This window comes from Chitinophaga barathri, from assembly GCF_003807585.1.
Taxonomy (GTDB): Bacteria; Bacteroidota; Bacteroidia; order Chitinophagales; family Chitinophagaceae; genus Chitinophaga; species Chitinophaga barathri.
In genome coordinates this window covers 103,085-121,102 of record NZ_RMBX01000014.1, presented here as the reverse complement: position 1 = coordinate 121,102, position 18,018 = coordinate 103,085, and the positions used below count along the sequence as shown (strand labels likewise).

11 protein-coding genes are annotated in these 18,018 nt (G+C 53.3%); 10 read left to right on the top strand and 1 reads right to left on the bottom strand.

What is annotated here, in order from left to right:
- Nucleotides 1–151 precede the first annotated feature (151 nt).
- From purQ to EG028_RS23220, 3 genes are all read left to right on the top strand, one after another.
- Nucleotides 152–844, top strand: coding sequence for a phosphoribosylformylglycinamidine synthase subunit PurQ (gene purQ / locus EG028_RS23230; RefSeq protein ID WP_120518771.1), 693 nt, complete (start codon nucleotides 152–154; stop codon nucleotides 842–844).
- Between the two features lie 55 nt (nucleotides 845–899).
- Nucleotides 900–1,349 carry a protein-disulfide reductase DsbD domain-containing protein gene (locus EG028_RS23225; RefSeq protein ID WP_120518772.1) on the top strand — a complete coding sequence of 150 codons (450 nt, stop codon included), beginning with the start codon at nucleotides 900–902 and terminating at the stop codon, nucleotides 1,347–1,349.
- A gap of 100 nt (nucleotides 1,350–1,449) precedes the next feature.
- Entirely contained in the window at nucleotides 1,450–3,456 is a 2,007-nt protein-coding gene (locus EG028_RS23220; RefSeq protein ID WP_120518773.1) for a protein-disulfide reductase DsbD family protein, read from the top strand.
- A 97-nt stretch (nucleotides 3,457–3,553) separates the two neighbouring features.
- On the opposite strand, the gene EG028_RS23215 is transcribed toward EG028_RS23220, so the two are convergent.
- A complete protein-coding gene (locus EG028_RS23215) occupies nucleotides 3,554–4,462 on the bottom strand; it encodes a hypothetical protein (RefSeq protein WP_120518774.1) in 909 nt (302 codons plus the stop codon).
- A gap of 157 nt (nucleotides 4,463–4,619) precedes the next feature.
- Between EG028_RS23215 and EG028_RS23210 the strand changes: the two genes are divergently transcribed.
- From EG028_RS23210 to EG028_RS23180, 7 genes are all read left to right on the top strand, one after another.
- A complete protein-coding gene (locus tag EG028_RS23210; protein WP_120518775.1) occupies nucleotides 4,620–5,303 on the top strand; it encodes a response regulator transcription factor in 684 nt (227 codons plus the stop codon).
- 211 nt (nucleotides 5,304–5,514) lie between these two features.
- On the top strand, nucleotides 5,515–6,843 hold the full coding sequence (locus tag EG028_RS23205; RefSeq protein WP_120518776.1) for a sensor histidine kinase: 1,329 nt from the start codon (nucleotides 5,515–5,517) through the stop codon (nucleotides 6,841–6,843).
- Between the two features lie 34 nt (nucleotides 6,844–6,877).
- Nucleotides 6,878–8,275 carry a TolC family protein gene (locus EG028_RS23200; RefSeq protein WP_120518777.1) on the top strand — a complete coding sequence of 466 codons (1,398 nt, stop codon included), beginning with the start codon at nucleotides 6,878–6,880 and terminating at the stop codon, nucleotides 8,273–8,275.
- 12 nt (nucleotides 8,276–8,287) lie between these two features.
- Nucleotides 8,288–11,533, top strand: coding sequence for an efflux RND transporter permease subunit (locus EG028_RS23195; protein ID WP_120518778.1), 3,246 nt, complete (start codon nucleotides 8,288–8,290; stop codon nucleotides 11,531–11,533).
- Nucleotides 11,514–12,623: an efflux RND transporter periplasmic adaptor subunit gene (locus EG028_RS23190; RefSeq protein WP_120518779.1), complete on the top strand. Its 1,110-nt coding sequence runs from the start codon at nucleotides 11,514–11,516 to the stop codon at nucleotides 12,621–12,623. The genes EG028_RS23195 and EG028_RS23190 overlap by 20 nt, the downstream gene beginning before the upstream one ends.
- 217 nt (nucleotides 12,624–12,840) lie before the next feature.
- Complete coding sequence (locus EG028_RS23185; RefSeq protein WP_120518780.1) at nucleotides 12,841–14,439, top strand: hybrid sensor histidine kinase/response regulator; 1,599 nt, start codon at nucleotides 12,841–12,843, stop codon at nucleotides 14,437–14,439.
- A complete protein-coding gene (locus EG028_RS23180) occupies nucleotides 14,436–18,014 on the top strand; it encodes a response regulator (protein ID WP_120518781.1) in 3,579 nt (1,192 codons plus the stop codon). Before EG028_RS23185 ends, EG028_RS23180 begins: the two co-directional genes overlap by 4 nt.
- Nucleotides 18,015–18,018: the final 4 nt, after the last annotated feature.

Sequence of the window (18,018 nt, the reverse complement as noted above, 5' to 3'; positions counted from 1 at the left end):
TCACAAAGGCGTAGTAATTTTGTTGTTTCCTGGATAAATTAACGGAGGTGTTAATATGAGACGGCGTAAAACCGGTGCATAGCCTCTAAAAAAATAAATATGCAGATGAGATGAAATCCCATCTGGCCCGTAAAAAAATTAAACTGAACAGATGAAATTTGGAGTTGTTACTTTTCCCGGTTCAAACTGTGACCAAGACATGATCGATGCCCTGCGCAATGACCTGAACCAGGATGTGATTAACCTTTGGCACAAAGAAAAGGACCTGAGCATGTTTTCCACCGAAGACTGCATTTTGCTCCCCGGCGGTTTTTCTTATGGCGATTACCTGCGTTGCGGCGCGATTGCCAAGTTCAGCCCGATGATGCAAAGCGTGGTGGAATTCGCCAAAAAAGGCGGCCGCGTGATCGGCGTTTGCAACGGCTTCCAGATCCTGTGCGAAGCAGGCCTCCTTCCCGGCGCGCTGCTGAAAAACCAGAACCAGCAGTTCGTTTGCAAAAACATCTTCATGAAAAGCGAAAACACCCATACGTCCATCACCAAAGAAGTGACCGGCCGCCCCCTCATGATCCCCGTAGCCCACGGCGAAGGAAGGTATTATGCGGACGAAGCCACACTGGACGGGCTGTTTGCCAACAACCAGGTGCTTTTCCGCTATTGCGATGAATTTGGCAATATTGTTGATTCTGCTAACCCGAACGGCGCTATCCGCAATATCGCCGGTATATGCAATAAAGAAAGAAACGTATTTGGAATGATGCCGCACCCGGAAAGGGCTACCAGCGAAGTGCTCGGTAACCGCGACGGCCAGCTGATATTCCAGAGCCTGATCAATAACAACTAGGGGAAACACCGCCTGGTTCATCAAAACCACCAACCAACCAGCAAAAAAAGGAACTATGAAGAAATTACTCGTTGCATTGTGCCTGTTCGCACTGCCCGTACTGGCGGTAGCACAGGACCTCGACCCGGTAAAATGGGCGTTCAGCACCAAAAAGGTGAACGCTACGACTTATGATGTGATCGCTACCGCCACCATCGAAAAAGGATGGCACCTGTACGCACAGGAAGCCGGCGAAGGCCCGGTCCCCACTACGTTTAAATTTGCCAAAAACCCGCTGGTAGCTGCTACCGGTAAAGTAAAAGAAAACGGCAAACTGAAAAAAGCCTTCGACAAAAACTTCGATTCTGAACTGAAATACTACGAAAACAGCGTTTCTTTCGTTCAGCGGGTAACCGTAAAAGGTAAAGCTGCCACCAAATTCAAAGGTTCTGTGGAATTTATGGTCTGCGACGACCATCAGTGCCTGCCGCCAACGCAAGTGGACTTTGCCTTTGATCTGAAATAATTACCAATATTTTTTCAGCATATCAGGAACGAGTTCTTTCGCCCGAAAGAACTCGTTTTTGCTTTTATCTTTAATTCAATCTGTTAAGTCTATCATATATATGAAGAATCTTTTAACGTTGATAGCCGCCCTGTTCCTGCTGGCGCAGCCAAAGGCGCGGGCACAGGAGGCGGATTCCATCCCTAAACACCTGAAGTGGGAGTTTAAAGCCGAAAAGAAAGGGGAGAAGGAGTTTGTTTTACATTTTACCGCAAAGATCGATGCAGGGTGGAAAATTTTGTCGGTAGCCATGGGTGACGATGAGCTGAATACGCGCATCGTTTTCGACAGCCTTGCTGCTACCCGCGCGAAGATCGTTTCCCTTACCGAAGCCACCGCGCCGCAGGAAGGTTACGATTCGCTGCTGGAATCGAGTGTCAAATATCACCTGGACGAAGTTGAAATACTGGCCACCATACGCTTCAACGATTCCGTAAAGGACCTCCGCGGGATGGTGAGCGCATATATCGCAAATACAACAGAAGTATACCAGGAAGACAATCTCTTCACCTTCTCCGCCGATGCCGCCGGCAACCTTACCGGTGAGCAGGGAGGTCTGAAAGCGAACGCTGATGCGGCCGCAAGCCTCAAACGTGAGAAGATCGACATGAAGAACCCCGTAATGCGCGTTGGCGGCATTGGCACGGAAGGGCAGACCAATCCCTGGTTTATCTTCCTGCTGGGTTTCCTGGGCGGCCTCGTGGCGCTGGTGACGCCCTGCGTGTTCCCGATGATCCCGCTCACGGTGTCTTTTTTCACCAAATCCGCCCAGGACAAGAAAAAAGGCATCTTCAACGCCACGATGTACGGCTTCTTTATCTTCCTGATCTATGTGCTCTTCAGCGTGCCTTTCCATGTGGCGGGCCTGGCGGAGCCGGAGATCTTCAATAACATTTCCACGAACGTATGGCTGAACGTCATCTTCTTCGCGATATTCCTCGTATTTGCCCTGTCTTTCTTCGGCCTGTTTGAGATCACGCTGCCCAGCGGCCTGGCCAGCAAAGCGGATTCCAAGGCGAATAAAGGTACGCTCGTAGGCATCTTTTTTATGGCGCTCACCCTGGTGGTAGTGTCCTTCTCCTGCACAGGCCCCATCCTGGGCTCGCTGCTGGCGGGATCGCTGAACTCAGATGGTGGCGCATGGCTGCTCACGGCTGGTATGGCAGGCTTCGGCGTATCGCTGGCACTGCCCTTCGCGCTCTTCGCCCTGTTCCCGAACTGGCTTAGCTCCCTGCCTAAATCAGGTGGCTGGCTTACTTCCGTAAAAGTGGTGCTGGGCTTCGTGGAGCTGGCGCTGGCGGTGAAATTCCTGTCCAATGCGGACCTCGTGACGCACTGGGGCATCCTGGACAGGGAAACGTTTTTCCTCATCTGGATCATCATCGGCATCCTCACCACGCTGTACCTGTTCGGCCTCATCCGTTTCCCGCACGACAGCCCCGTGAAAAAACTCGGCCCCGTGCGCATCATTTTCGGGCTGCTCTTCGGCCTGTTCACGCTCTATCTCATACCCGGCATCACCAATACCAAATATGCCCGCCTGAAACTCATGAGCGGCTTCGCACCCCCGATGAGCTACAGCTGGTACGGCAATACCGCGCATGAAAGAGGCTCCGTGGAGCCGGACGTGATCAACGATTACGACAAGGCGTTGCAGATGGCGAAAGAGAAGGGCAAACCCATCCTGATCGACTTTACGGGCTGGGCCTGCGTGAACTGCCGCAACATGGAAGAAAACGTATGGACGGACCCCGAGGTGCATGACCTGATCAAAGACAAATACATCCTGGTGTCGCTGTATACGGATGACCGTAAGAAACTGCCGGAAGACCAGCAGTTCAAATACGTGTCCCCTGAAGGCAAACCTAAAAATATCGTAACGATCGGTGACAAGTTTGCCACGATGCAGACTGTGAATTTCACCAATCAGAGCCAGCCTCTTTACGCGCTTATAACGCCGGACGAGCAGCTGCTCACCTGGCCGGTAGCCTATACGCCTGATATCCAGACGTATGCGGACTGGCTGAGAGCGGGGCTTGAAGGCTGGGAAAAAGTGAAAAAGAAATAGCGGGTATCTTCAACAACGCGAAAGGCCACCGGTTCCGGTGGCCTTTCTTTTTTGGGTAAGTGTATTCGGAACGGTGGTTTCCGCTTATAAAATATCTTTAGAACAGGGACTGTCCGCAACCGCGAAGCACTTTCCCATCCAGTTTCAGGGTAACGGTGCCGGGGCTCTTTTTGCCGGCATCGTCCGTGCATACTTTATTTTCAAAAGTGATATCGAGCGTATGCCCGTCCGCTGAAGTGCTGAATATAGAGGCGTCGTTATCTCCTTTCTGCGCCTGTGCCGGGGGGAATTCTATTTTCTGCTCCCCGTAATTGCCGGTGTACAGGATCTTTTTGTAAGGAATGATGGCCAGCGACCAGCCGGGCTCGTTGCCGGTAGCCCAATGCGAGGCGCCCATTTTGCGCGCATCGTTTGCACCGGGGCTGAGGTCGCGGCGGGTAATGGTGAGAGCGATGGAAGCACGTTGCGCCAGGTCGTTCACTTCCTGCGGGTCAAAGCGGAAGTCCGTATGCCCGTATGGAGAGGTGTATGGAACAATTTCAGCACTGTCCAGCGAGGCCAGGTCCGGTGCTTTGCGGGATTCCGACTGCAGCAGCGTATCCGCGTCGAAATAAAAACTGTTTTCTATCACGCCGGATTTGGTGGTGATGATCTCCCGCATCAGTTTCACGGCCACCGTTACGGTATCCAGGTAAAACCAGGTTTCGCTGGAAGTATCCGGCTGATTGCCTTCGGGGAAGATGTAAAGGCGGATGGGCGTGTTTTTGTCGGAGAATACGCCGACAACGCCGGAGGTATTATCCCCCTGGTTGAAATTATGCGCAGCCATGATCTTGTTGCCGCTGGAGGCTTTTACATCGATGCTGGTGGCATAATTGCTGATCGTGGAAATGGCGGCGGACAGTTCATCGGTTTCTTCGCTCTCTTCGGCCTTTTTTTCGGAGGATGGCCCCGCACAGGCGGCAAAAAGTACACACACCAGGATTACAATAGAATATGGTTTCATATTTATAGGTTTACGGCCGTTACTATACAAATCACCTGCCAGAATTGGGAATGACTGTAATTCAATCAGTTAATCTGTTTTTTATAACGCCGGGAGGCCCCAAGGGGTTGCGTTACTTCAAGATTGCTTCAAATTTCTGCGTAATTTGCATGGTCATATGAAAGTGTTGCTGATTGAAGACAATGTGGAACTGGCCAGCAGTATCTCCGAATTCCTGGCCAGGGAGGGCTATATCTGCGAGGTGAGCTACAACATCCGCGATGCCCAGGACCGGCTGATCTCTTTCCAGTACGACTGCGTACTGCTGGACATCATGCTGCCGGATGGCAATGGCCTGGACATACTTTCATTCATGCGCATGGAACGCATCCAGAGCAGCATCCTCATCCTTTCCGCCAAAAACTCGCTGGACGATAAGGTCATCGGGCTGGAAGAAGGAGCGGACGACTATCTCACCAAACCTTTCCACCTGCCTGAGCTACACGCCCGCCTGAGGGCTATTTACAGGCGCAAAAAGCTCAACGGCAGTAACATCATCGCCTTTAACGAGATCAGCCTCAATATAGATACCCTGGAAGCCAGGGTGAACGATATCCTGCTGGATATGACCCGCAAGGAGTTCGACCTCCTCCTTTATTTCATCGTGAACAAAAACAGGGTGCTCTCCCGCCAGAGCATCGCGGCGCACCTTTGGGGGGATTATACAGATAATCTCGCTAATTTTGACTTCGTATACCAGCATGTAAAGAACATCAGGAAAAAGATCAGCGCGGCAAACGGAACGGATTATATCGGAACAGTATACGGCCTGGGATACAAATTTAATACCTCTAAACAGTAACCTTGTTTATACCGATACAGGGAAAGCATCATTACGAGGGGAGCACGTCATTGCGAGGAGCAGCAGAGCCAAAGCGGGAAGGGCGACGAAGCAATCTCCTTCATGGCAGTGATGTACTCCAATATTGGGAGATTGCTTCGTCGCGGCTCCTGCACACTCCTTCGCTGCTCCTCGCAATGACGTGCTTTGTTTGCATTAATAATATTATCAAATGAAACTTGTTGACAGATTTACTTTGTGGTTCCTGGGCGTTACGCTCCTGATCATTGTGCCCATCAACAGTTACATCACTTACGTGAGCATCCGCCATGAGATCGACAAGTCCGCGGTGGAGCGGCTGAAACATGTGAATCAGCGGGTAGGTGAAGTGTTGAACAGGGGAGAGGAACCGGGTGAATTCACCCAGGGCTGCCGCATCAAAGTGGTGCCGGTGAGCGATACCAAACCCGCGGATTATTACGAGATCACGGACCGCGATGTAACGCATGACCCCGAGCTGAAAGACAATGACCGCAAGATCACCGTTACCAGCTGGCATACCGTAAACGGCCAACATTTCAAGATCACCTCCGGTGACTATGTAACCCGCTCTGAACAGATCCTGGCCGGCCTGCGCATCAGTATAGTGTCCAAACTCATCATCCTTATATTATTGCTGGTGCTTACCGCCCGCCTGGCCTCGCGCATCGTTCTGGCGCCGTTTTACAGCACCCTCAAAAAACTCCAGCATTTTAACCTGAAAAACAAAAAGAAACTCGCCCTCCGTCCCACCCGCACCAAAGAGTTCAGCGAACTGAACACTTACGTGAGCAAAATGACGGACAAAGCGGTGGACGATTATATCTCCCTCAAAGAATTCGCTGAAAATGCCAGCCACGAGCTGCAAACACCGCTGGCCATCATCCGCAGCAAACTGGAATTGCTCTCGGAATCGGACATCCGTGGCGAACAGGCCGTGCTGATCTCCGATATGCAGAACTCGGTGGACAAACTCACCCACATCAACCGTTCACTGGTACTGCTTTCCCGCCTGGAAAACAACGAATACGAGGCCCGGGAGGAAGTATCCCTCAGCAAATACACGAAAGATGCCATGGGCTCTTTCGGCGATCTCATTACCCTCAAAGGCCTACACCTGGAATACAAGGTGGCGGACGATGTGGATGTAAAACTGCACGCCTCCCTCGTGGACATCCTGCTGAACAACCTGATCGGCAATGCCATCCGGCACAATATACCCAACGGCCGCATTGAAGTGGTACTGGACAAAGACTGCCTGCGCATCAGCAACACCGGCGTGCCGCCCACCGGCAACCCGGAAGAAATGTTCCAGCGCTTCAAAAAGGGCACACAATGCAACCATTCCATCGGTATCGGGCTGTCTATTGTAAAACAGATCTGCGACATAAATTCCTTCAAGATCCGCTACCAGTTTGCATCCAGCCTGCATATGGTGACCATCGCCTTCCCCGCGGCCTCCAACTCTTCAAAATTGCTTCAAAATGATGAGCGCTATTTGCATGAGAAAATTCAGCTTTAAAGCTGCCCATGCTTAAATCGCTCATAAATACAAGATGACACAACGCTCTGCTGTTCATCTGCTGTTGTCTGTTATCCTTCTGAGCTGTACCTGGAGCGCTAAAGCACAGGTGCTGACCATGAAAGATGCAGTGCAGACGGCGTTGAACAATTATGGTACCATTAGGGCCAAAGCTAACTATGTGAATGCCTCCAAGGCGACCGTACAACAAGTGAAACGGGACTATCTCCCTAATCTGAATATCTCAGCCCAGCAGGACTATGGTACAGTGAACGGACAGAACGGACCTTTGTACGGCTTTGGTGGTTTAGGGGTAGCCTCCTCGGGCCTTCCGCTGCCTGAGCAAAACTGGAATGCCGCTTTCGGCGCCCTTTACCTGGCCAATATCAACTGGGAGTTTTTCGCTTTCGGGAGAATGAAGGAAAGAATAAAGACCGCTGAAACACTTGCCCGCCGGGACGAATCCGACTGGCAGCAGGAGCAGTTCCGCCACGAAGTAAAAGTAGCGGCCGCTTACCTGAACCTGCTGGCCGCGCAACGCCTCACGCAAAGCTGGCAAAGGAACCTCGAAAGGGCGGATACGTTCCGCTCCGTGGTGGCCCGCCGCGCCAGCAACGGCCTCATTGCCGGGGTGGATTCCTCCCTCGCCAATGCCGAAGTATCCAGCGCCCGGATCGCCCTCACCCGCTCCATAGACCTTGAACAGGAACAAGGCAACCAGCTCTCCCAGCTGATGGGCGTGCCCGCGCAGGACTTCTCGCTGGACAGCCTCTTCCTCACCCGCCTGCCCGCCGTCGTTACAGACACGCTCAGCTTCCGGGGGGAAACGCACCCGCTGCTGCAATTCTACCAAAGCCGCATCGCGCTCAGCAAGGAACAGGAGAAATATATCAAAACACTGAACTACCCGGCTTTCAGCTTCTTCAGCGTCATGCAGACGAGGGCTTCCGGCTTCAGTTCTTCCTACGCCGTGGATCAGAGCGCTTATACACACGATTACTGGGAAGGCATCAAACCCACCCGCAGCAACTACCTGCTGGGCGTCGGCGTCACCTGGAACCTTACCAGCCCGCTGAGGGTAAAGCAGCAGAGCACCGCTCAGAACTTTACATCCAAAGCATTGCAGGATGAAATGACCGTGATAGACCAGCAGCTGAAAGCACAGATGGTACTGGCGGACGCGAAGATGAAAAATGCGCTGGACAACTACCGCGAGGCCGGCATCCAGATCAGCAGCGCATCACAGGCCTATCTCCAGAAAACAGTGATGTACCGCAACGGTCTCAGCACGCTGGTAGACGTGACACAGGCCCTCTATACCCTCAACCGCGCTGAAACGGACCGCGAGGTGGCGTACAGCAACGTATGGCAGGCGCTGCTGCTGAAAGCCGCGGCCGTTGGGAATTTCGGGTTATTTATCAATGAATTCTAATTATACAAGATAATGGGACTTATCAGAAGCGCACTGGAAAAACCGATCACCATACTCGTACTGGTGGCGGGGCTGTTTTTCTTCGGCCTCAAAGCAGTGCGGGACGTGAAGGTGGACATCTTCCCTAAGCTGGACATGCCGGTGCTGTACATTGCGCACCCCTTCGGCGGTTACACGCCAAACCAGATGGAAGCGTTTTTCGCGAAGAACTATGTGAACATCCTGTTGTTCGTGAACGGTGTGAAATCCATCGAAACCAAAAACGTACAGGGCCTGATGCTCATGAAACTGAGCTTTTACCCCGGTACGAACATGAGCCAGGCCGCCGCGGAAGTATCCGCGTTCTCCAACCGCGCCCAGGCTATATTCCCGCCGGGCTCCCAGCCCCCGTTCATCGTACGTTTCGACGCATCCACGCTTCCCGTGGGCGAGCTGGTGCTCAGCAGCGACAAACGTACGAACAACGAACTGATGGACCTTGCGAATGTGTATGTGCGTGCATCCTTCACCTCCATCCCCGGCCTGGTGGCGCCGCCTCCCTTTGGTGGCAACATCCGTACCGTGGTGATCAAAGCGGACCCCGAACAACTACGCGCGCACCAGCTTACGCCGGACCAACTGGTGGAAGCCCTCCGCCTGAACAACCAGGTGGCGCCCTCCGGCAACGTGCGCATCGGCGACAAAAACTATATCACTCCCACCAATACGATCATCAAAACGATCAAGGATTTTGAGAACATCCCCCTGTTCAAGGGCGGCGGGGTGCAAAACCTTTACCTGCGTGATGTGGCCACGGTTGAGGATGGTGCGGACATCGCCGCCGGATATGCCCTGGTGAACGGTAAACGCTCTGTATACCTCAACGTGGCCAAGTCCGCGGACGCCTCCACCTGGGAAGTAGTACAGAACCTTAAAAAGGCGATCCCGCGCCTGCAATCGCAGCTGCCGGAAGACGTATCGCTCACCTATGAGTTCGACCAGAGTACTTACGTAATGAACGCCGTAAAAAGCCTCATCAGCGAAGGTATCATCGGTGCCGTGCTCACCGGCCTGATGGTAGTGCTGTTCCTCGGTGACCTCCGCGGCGCGCTGATCGTGATCATGACCATCCCGGTGTCCATTATCTCCGGCGTACTGTTCCTGAGCCTCTTCGGGCAAACCATCAATATCATGACGCTGAGCGGCCTTGCCCTCGCCATCGGTATCCTGGTGGATGAGAGTACAGTAACGATAGAAAATATTCACCAGCACCTGGATATGGGCAAACCAAAAGCCCTGGCCATCTGGGATGCGTGTAAGGAGATCGCGTTCCCGAAACTGCTGATCCTTTTCTGTATCCTCGCGGTGTTTGCCCCCGCCTTCACCATGAGCGGCATCCCCGGTTCGCTCTTCCTGCCGCTGGCATTGGCGATCGGCTTCTCCATGGTGACGTCATATTTCCTTTCACAGACCTTTGTGCCGGTAATGGCGAACTGGATCATGAAAGGGCATAAAAAAGGCCATGTGCCCGCAGCCGCATCTGAAAACGATACCTGGGACCAGAAAAAAGTATTGGTGGAACGCGCGGACAGCAACGCAGACGGGAAGATCTCCCGCTTCGAAAAATTCCGCAACCGTTTCATGCGCTTTATAGACAGGATCATGCCTTACCGCGTGCCCATCGTGATCGCCTACCTGGTGATCATCAGCGGCCTGGCCGTATGGCTGCTCTCCGGCATCGGCCGCGACGTACTGCCTAAAACCAACGGCGGCCAGTTCCAGGTAAGGATCAGGGCGGAGGAAGGCACCCGTATGGAACGCACCGAAGCCAAAACCCTCACCGCGCTGCACGCTATCGAACAGGTGGTGGGGAAAGAAAACATTTCCATTACCTCCGCTTACGTAGGCCAGCACCCCGCGCTGTTTTCCGTGAGCCCGATATACCTGTTCATGGCCGGCCCTCACGAAGCGGTGATACAGGTGAGCCTGAACAAGGAGAAACATTTTGAGCTGGATGAAGTAAAGGACAGGATCCGTGAGAGGCTGAAAGAAACCGCCCCGGACCTGCAGCTTTCCTTTGAACCGATTGAACTGACGGATAAGATCCTCAGCCAGGGCTCGCCCACACCGGTAGAGGTACGTATCTCCGGCAGGAATAAAATACAGAACGAAGAATACGCCAATAAAGTAATCAACAAACTGAAGCAGATCTCCTACATGCGCGACGTGCAGCTGATGCAAAGCACAAAGTACCCTTCTATCAATATCGAAGTGGACCGTACGAGGCTGGCGCAGCTGAATGTGGACATGACGGATGTAACGCGTTCCCTGATCGCTTCCACCTCTTCTTCGCGCCTTACGGAAAAGAACGTATGGGTGGATGAAAGGGCGGGCCTCATGTACAGCGTGCAGGTGCAGATACCTGAAAACAAAATGAACAGCCTGGACGAGATCGCGGAGATACCGCTGATGAAAAACTCCGCCAGGCCGGTATTGGGAGATGTGGCTACCATCAAGCAGTCCACCACCTACGGTGAAAACGACAACCTGGGCGCGATGCCCACGATGTCCGTAACGGCGAACCTGAACGATAAAGACCTTGGCACCGCTTCCGCGGACGTGCAGAAAGCGATCGCATCGCTGGGCGAGCTGCCCCGCGGCCTGGCGGTAGAGGCGGTAGGCATGAGCAATACCCTTACCGAAACGCTGGACAGCCTGCAAAGCGGCCTGCTGGTAGCGGTGGTAGTGATATTCCTGATGCTGGCGGCAAACTTCCAGTCCTTCAGCGTATCGTTTGTAGTACTCACCACCGTGCCCGCGGTAATACTCGGCTCGCTGCTGCTGCTGAACATTACGGGCAGCACGCTGAACCTGCAATCGTACATGGGCATCATCATGTCCGTGGGCGTATCCATCTCGAACGCGGTACTGCTGATCACGAATGCGGAACATTTACGGCTACATAACGGCGACTCCATAGCAAGCGCCAGGGAAGCGGCGGCGCTGAGGCTCCGGCCGATCCTGATGACGAGCCTTGCGATGGTGGCGGGCATGATACCTATGGCTATCGGCCACGGCGAAGGCGGCGACCAGGTGTCTCCCCTCGGTCGCGCGGTAATAGGCGGGCTCGTGGCTTCCACCGCGGCTGCGCTCATTATCCTGCCCCTGGTATTTGCCATGGTGCAGAAAAAAGCATCCATTGCTTCCGTTTCCCTCAATCCAGAAAACAAAGACAGTAAACATTATATACCCTCCCTGTATGATAACAATCATCAATAGAACGCCCGGGCGCGTACTGATGGCGGCAGTGTTGCTGGCCGGCTGCGGCGTTTCGCAGAGCAAACCGGACAATAAAAAAGCGGAAGAATCACTCCCTGCGGCAGTGAGCACCTTCCCGCTGGAGAAACAGATATTTTCCGCTACCCTCAGGATGCCCGGTGAGCTGGTGGCATTTCAACAGGTGGACCTGTATGCCAAGGTGAACAGCTTTGTCAGAAAACTCTATGTAGATGTAGGTTCCAGCGTAACCGCGGGCCAGGTGCTGGCCACCATGGAAGCGCCGGAGCTCAGCTCGCAACTGGCCGGCGCGGAATCGCGCCTGCACAGCCAGGAGGCCGTATACCTGGCCAGTAAAGCCAATTACGACCGCCTGTACCAAACCAGCCTTACACCGGGTACCGTGTCTCAAAACGACCTGGACCTGGCGTTTGCCAAACAGAAATCAGACCTCGCACAGCAGGAAGCAGCCCGCGCCGCTTACCGCGAGATCGCCGATAACCGCAATTACCTGGAGATCCGCGCCCCCTTTGCCGGCGTGATCAGCTCCAGGAACGTGAGCGCCGGCGCCTATGTAGGCCCCTCCGGCAGAGGCTCCGAAATGCCGCTGTTTACCCTCCAGGAACAAAAGAAACTGCGCCTGGTACTGGCTGTGCCGGAACAATACACCGCTTACCTGAGCGGCAAAAGCGATGTGAAATTCACCGTAAAATCCTTCGTGGGCCAGGAATTCAAGGCAAGCATCAACCGCCTGTCCGGCACGCTGGACAGCAGGCTACGCAGCCAGCGCGTTGAAATGGACGTGACCAACAACGATAAAAAACTCCTGCCCGGGATGGTGGCGGAAGTATATATTCCACTCAATACCGCGGACAGTGTGTTTGTAGTGCCTTCCACCGCGGTGGCCAACGGCACGGAGAAGATATTTGTAATCCGCGTGAAGAACGGAAAAGCTGAATGGGTGGATGTAAGAAAAGGCCGCGAGGCAGACGGGAAAACGGAAATAATCGGCGAATTACAAACCGGAGATATGCTTATGGAAAAGGCCAATGATGAAGTACGCAACGGATCAGCAGTGACGCCTAAAAAGTAACGAATCAAAGACTGGAAATGTGAAAGGGGAACGGCACGGTGATAGGTGCTGTTCCCCTTGTGTTTTAGGCGGTTTCAGGCCATCCACAAACTGTGCCATTGTGAAACCCTTGCCAGTACAGCGTTAGCGCAGGCAATAAGTGTGGAGATAAATCTACAGTGGGATCGCGGGAAAATTAGATAATTTACCGGCTGTTTTTTTATTGTTATGACTTGATATGATCCTTATCGTAGACGACCGTCCCGAAAATATATTTTCCCTGCAAAAGCTGCTTGAGCTGAACAATTTCGCCGTGGACACAGCTTCTTCCGGGGAAGAAGCTCTCCGGAAGATTTTGAAGAATACCTATTTCCTGGTCATCCTGGATGTGCAGATGCCCGGTATGGACGGCTTTGAAGTGGCTGAAGCCATCACCGGCTACAGTAAGTCAAAAGATATTCCCATCATATTCCTCTCCGCCGTCAACCTGGAGAAAAGGTTCATCACCAAAGGCTACACCTCCGGCGGAATGGATTACGTGACCAAACCTTTCGACCCGGAAATACTCCTGCTGAAAGTAAGCACCTTTTACCGCCTCCACCTGCAGACGAGGGAGCTGCACGACGCGCAGCAAAAGCTCCGGGAGGAAGTCGCGGAGCGCAAAGCGGCCCAGGAAGCGCTGTATCACAGCCTGGAAGAGCTGCGCTCCATCCTGGAATCCATCCAGCACATCGCTTTTACCCTGAACCGCGAAGGCAATATCGAATTTGTGAACCGGTACTGGCACGAATATGCCGAGGGGCGTGAAAACCTCCCCGCCACACCGGAGGAGGGCCCTTCCATTACGGAATGTATCGAAAAAGCCATGGCCTCCGGCCGCCAGGAAGTGCTGGAAGTATGCATCAAACCACTCAAAAGCGAAGAATACCGCTATCACCTGCTGAGCATGACGCCGGTGCGGAAAGACAACGTTATCGCAAAATGGGTGGGCATCTTTACGGACATCCACGAGCAGAAAATGATGAACCAGCTGCTGGAAAACCGCGTGAGCCAGAGAACGGAGGAGCTGCAACGGGCCAACCGGGACCTCGCCGCCAGCAACCACGAATTGCAGCAGTTCGCCTATGTGGCCTCCCACGATCTGAAAGAGCCGCTACGGAAGATACAGGTGTTCGGCAATCTCATCCATGGCAAATTCGGCACGGATCAGCAGGATACGGTGCAATACCTCAGCAAGATCATTTCCAGCGCGGACCGCATGAATAAACTCATCACCGACGTGCTGGATTATTCCAAATTGTCCATCAGCGAAAAGTTCCATGCCACGGATGTGAACGTGATCATCCGCGAAATACTGGACGATATGGAGCTGCTTATCCGTGAAAAAAGCGCGGACATTGTTGTGGATAATATACCGCCCCTGTGGGCCGTGCCCGGGCAGATGCGGCAGGTATTCCAGAACATCCTCAGCAATGCATTGAAGTTTTCGGCAACAGGCGTGAAGCCGGCCATACACATCCGCGCGGAGCGCGTAAGCCGGCCGGCCCCGGATGCCACCGTGGATAAAAACGGGCAATATTGCCGCATTGCCGTTTCAGACAACGGCATCGGCTTTGATGAAGTATACCTCGACAAAATATTCGTCATATTCCAGCGCCTTCACGGCCGGAACGAATACGAAGGCACGGGCATTGGCCTGGCTATCGTCAAGAAGATCATAGACACGCACGGTGGCGTTATAACGGCCACCAGCGAGGAAGGGAAAGGCAGCAAATTTATACTGGTATTGCCCATGGGCAGCCAGCAAACAAAACAAACAGAACAAACATATTCATGAAGTCGACATTTCAAAGAAACCTTGCCATCGGGTTCGGCTTTTCATTATTCCTGCTGATCATCAGCGCCATCGCCTCTTACGTGAGCATCAGCAACCTTGTAGCGAGCGCGGAAAGGGTAGAGCATACCAATGACGTGATCCGTTACCTGGATGATGCTATTTCTTCCATGAAAGATGCGGAAACCGGCCAGCGCGGTTATATTATCACCAACGATGAAAATTTCCTCGATCCTTACCGCGGCGCGGAGGACAGTATCAGGAAATATATCCGCCAGTTCAAAGACGCAACGGTGGATAATCCCACACAACAGGCCGCCGCGGAGCAGCTGATCACCGTCAGCAACCAGCGGATGACCGTGCTGAACAACAACATCCGGAAAAAAAGAAAGGGTGACGTGCTCACCATGCAGGACATGGCTGAAGGCAAAGTGTATATGGATGAATCAAGACGGTTGATAGAAGAGATGAAAGACCGTGAGCGCGCATTGCTCGCGGAACGTACCGGCAGGATGAACAGGTTCGCCACCACTACGCCGGTGTTTATCGTAATCGCTTCCATCATCGCCGTACTGATCACGCTGATTTCTTACGCAAGAGTGAGCAAAGATTTCCAAGAACGGCTACTGATACAAAAACAGCTGGAAGACAAAGACGCGGACATCAACCGCCGTATCAATATTATCCAGAACGTGGCCGGAAATATCTCAGCCGGGGAATACAATACCCGCGTGAAAGAAGAAGGGGCGGACGGCCTGGGTGTGCTTTCCGTATCGCTGAACAGGATGGCCGCTTCGCTGGAAAGCAGTTTCAACGAACTGTCTGCCCGCGAATGGCAGCAAACCGGCATTGCCTCGATGAATGATAAAATGATCGGCGAATACGACCTGCCCACACTTTCCCGCAACATCATCGATTATCTCGTACAATACACCGGTAGCCAGACCGGGGCTTTTTATGTAGCCGAAGGCGATTCTCACCTCAACCTCACCGGCGGTTTTGCCATTGACAACGCAGGTACGGACAAAACCATCGCCTTTGGTGAGGGCCTTGCCGGCCAGTGCGCGCTCAGCCGCCATACGCTGAAGCTGGAAGACATTCCCGAAGAACTGCTCACCATCCGCCATGCCACCGGTACCCTCAAACCCCGCTCCGTGATCGCCATCCCGCTGTATCACGAACGGAAAATAACCGGCGTGATAGAACTCGGCTCTTTGAAAAACTTCGGCCCGCGCGAACAGTCTTTCCTCGAAGACGCCGCGCATAACATAGGCACCGCCATCTACAGCGTGGAAAACCGCAGGCGCCTGCAGGAACTGCTGGAAGAAACACAAAGCCAGTCAGAGGAGTTGCAGGCACAACACAACGAACTCGAAAATATTAACAGCGAGCTGGAAGCACAGACGGAAAAACTCCAGGCTTCCGAAGAAGAACTGAGAGTACAGCAGGAAGAACTGGTAGATGCGAACGACCTGCTGGAAGACCGCGCCCGTGTGCTGGAAGAAACCAACCAGCTGGTGATGGAACGGAATGCGGATATACAACGCAAAGCTGAAGAACTGGCGCAAAGCACCCGCTACAAATCGGAGTTCCTGGCAAACATGAGCCATGAACTGCGCACCCCGCTAAATTCCATCCTCCTGCTGTCTCGCCTGATGGCGGAAAACAGCAAGCAGAACCTGAGCGATGAGCAGATAGAATACGCACTCGTGATACAACAGTCCGGTAAAGGCCTGCTCACGCTGATAGACGAGATACTGGACCTTTCCAAGATCGAAGCCGGTAAAATGGACCTGGTATATTCCGAAGTGGATGTGAATGAGCTGACGCAGGATATGAAATCGCTGTTCACCCCCATGGCCATGGAAAAAGGCATCCGCTTTACGGTCACGCAGGAGCCGGATGTGCCGCCTTCCATGGAAACGGACCGCCAGCGGCTGGAACAGATATTACGCAACCTGTTGTCCAACGCGATGAAGTTCACAGACGAAGGCAGCGTGGAACTGAAGATATACAGGCCCGAAGGCTCCCGCGACAAGCTGGCTTTCGTGGTGAAAGACACAGGCATTGGCATTGCGGCGGATAAACAGAACCTGATCTTTGAAGCCTTCCGGCAGGAAGACGGCTCCACCCGCCGCAAATACGGTGGCACCGGCCTTGGTCTGTCCATCAGCCGGGAATTTGCCAAACTGCTGGGCGGCGAGATCCGCCTGAAAAGCGCACCCGGCAAAGGCAGCGAGTTTATCGTCATATTACCCGAAACGGCCGCCAGTATCATTGTGCCGGAAGAAGAACAGAACAGCGGGCCTGCTCCCTTAAAAGAGATACCGCAATTGCGCCAGCGTTTTGTAAGTGAAACCATCCCCGCGCCAATAGAAGACGACCGGAACCAGGTCAAACCCGGCGACCGCGTGATCCTGATCGTGGAAGACGATACCAACTTTGCGAAATCGCTGCTGGAATTCACCAGGAGCAAAGGTTACAAAGGTGTTGTATCCGTACGCGGCGACGAAGCGTTTAAGCTGGTTGAACAATATTCGCCGCTCGGCATCCTGCTGGACATCCAGCTGCCCGTAAAAGACGGATGGGAGGTGATGGAAGAACTGAAGAACAACCCGAAGACCAAACATATTCCCGTACACGTCATGTCCAGCTACCAGGCGCGCTTCAAGAGCCTGAGCAAAGGCGCGGTGGATTTTATAGACAAACCCGTGAGCTTCGAAAAGATGGAAGATATCTTTTCGCAGATCGAGTTTATGCTGAACAAAAACCCGCGCAAAGTGCTGATCGTGGAGGAGAATATCAAACACGCCAAGGCGCTGGCTTATTTCCTCGGCAACTATAAAGTGAACACGGAAATAAAAGACTCCATCAGCGGCAGCGTGGAAGCATTGCTGAAAAAAGAAGTGAACTGCGTGATCCTGGACATGGGCGCGTCGCGCAGCCGCTCTTACGACACGCTGGAAGAAGTGAAAAAACAGCAGGGGCTGGAAAACATTCCCATCATCGTATTCACCGGCAGGAACCTGGGCCGCGAGGAAGAGCAGCAATTGCGCAGCTATGCGGATTCCGTGGTGATCAAAGTTGCGAATTCATACCAGCGTATCATGGACGAAGTATCCCTGTTCCTCCACCTGGTGGACGGGCAGAAAGACGCCAACGGCAACGCCGGCGGCCTGGGTATGATGGATGTGGTACTGCGTGGCAAAACAGTGCTGGTGGCGGACGATGACGTGCGAAATATCTTCTCGCTGTCCAAAGCCCTGGAGCAATGCGGTATGAAGGTGATCTCCGCCATGGACGGCAAAGAGGCGCTGGATAAAGTGAAAAAAGAACCGGTGGACATTGTGCTGATGGATATGATGATGCCTGAAATGGACGGTTACGAATCCACCCGTCTCATCAAAGCGGACCCGCAAACCGCCGCCATGCCGGTGATAGCCGTTACGGCCAAAGCGATGAGAGGGGACAGGGAAAAATGTATTGAAGCAGGCGCTTCGGATTATATCAGCAAACCGGTAGACATTGATCAATTGCTCTCTCTGTTAAGGGTATGGTTGTATGATACCGGTAAATAACAAG

Coding starts and splice junctions, on each gene's coding strand:
- purQ (WP_120518771.1), top strand. CDS start 152: ATGAAATTTGGAGTTGTTACTTTTCCCGGTTCAAACTGTGACCAAGAC.
- EG028_RS23225 (WP_120518772.1), top strand. CDS start 900: ATGAAGAAATTACTCGTTGCATTGTGCCTGTTCGCACTGCCCGTACTG.
- EG028_RS23220 (WP_120518773.1), top strand. CDS start 1,450: ATGAAGAATCTTTTAACGTTGATAGCCGCCCTGTTCCTGCTGGCGCAG.
- EG028_RS23215 (WP_120518774.1), bottom strand. CDS start 4,462: ATGAAACCATATTCTATTGTAATCCTGGTGTGTGTACTTTTTGCCGCC.
- EG028_RS23210 (WP_120518775.1), top strand. CDS start 4,620: ATGAAAGTGTTGCTGATTGAAGACAATGTGGAACTGGCCAGCAGTATC.
- EG028_RS23205 (WP_120518776.1), top strand. CDS start 5,515: ATGAAACTTGTTGACAGATTTACTTTGTGGTTCCTGGGCGTTACGCTC.
- EG028_RS23200 (WP_120518777.1), top strand. CDS start 6,878: ATGACACAACGCTCTGCTGTTCATCTGCTGTTGTCTGTTATCCTTCTG.
- EG028_RS23195 (WP_120518778.1), top strand. CDS start 8,288: ATGGGACTTATCAGAAGCGCACTGGAAAAACCGATCACCATACTCGTA.
- EG028_RS23190 (WP_120518779.1), top strand. CDS start 11,514: ATGATAACAATCATCAATAGAACGCCCGGGCGCGTACTGATGGCGGCA.
- EG028_RS23185 (WP_120518780.1), top strand. CDS start 12,841: ATGATCCTTATCGTAGACGACCGTCCCGAAAATATATTTTCCCTGCAA.
- EG028_RS23180 (WP_120518781.1), top strand. CDS start 14,436: ATGAAGTCGACATTTCAAAGAAACCTTGCCATCGGGTTCGGCTTTTCA.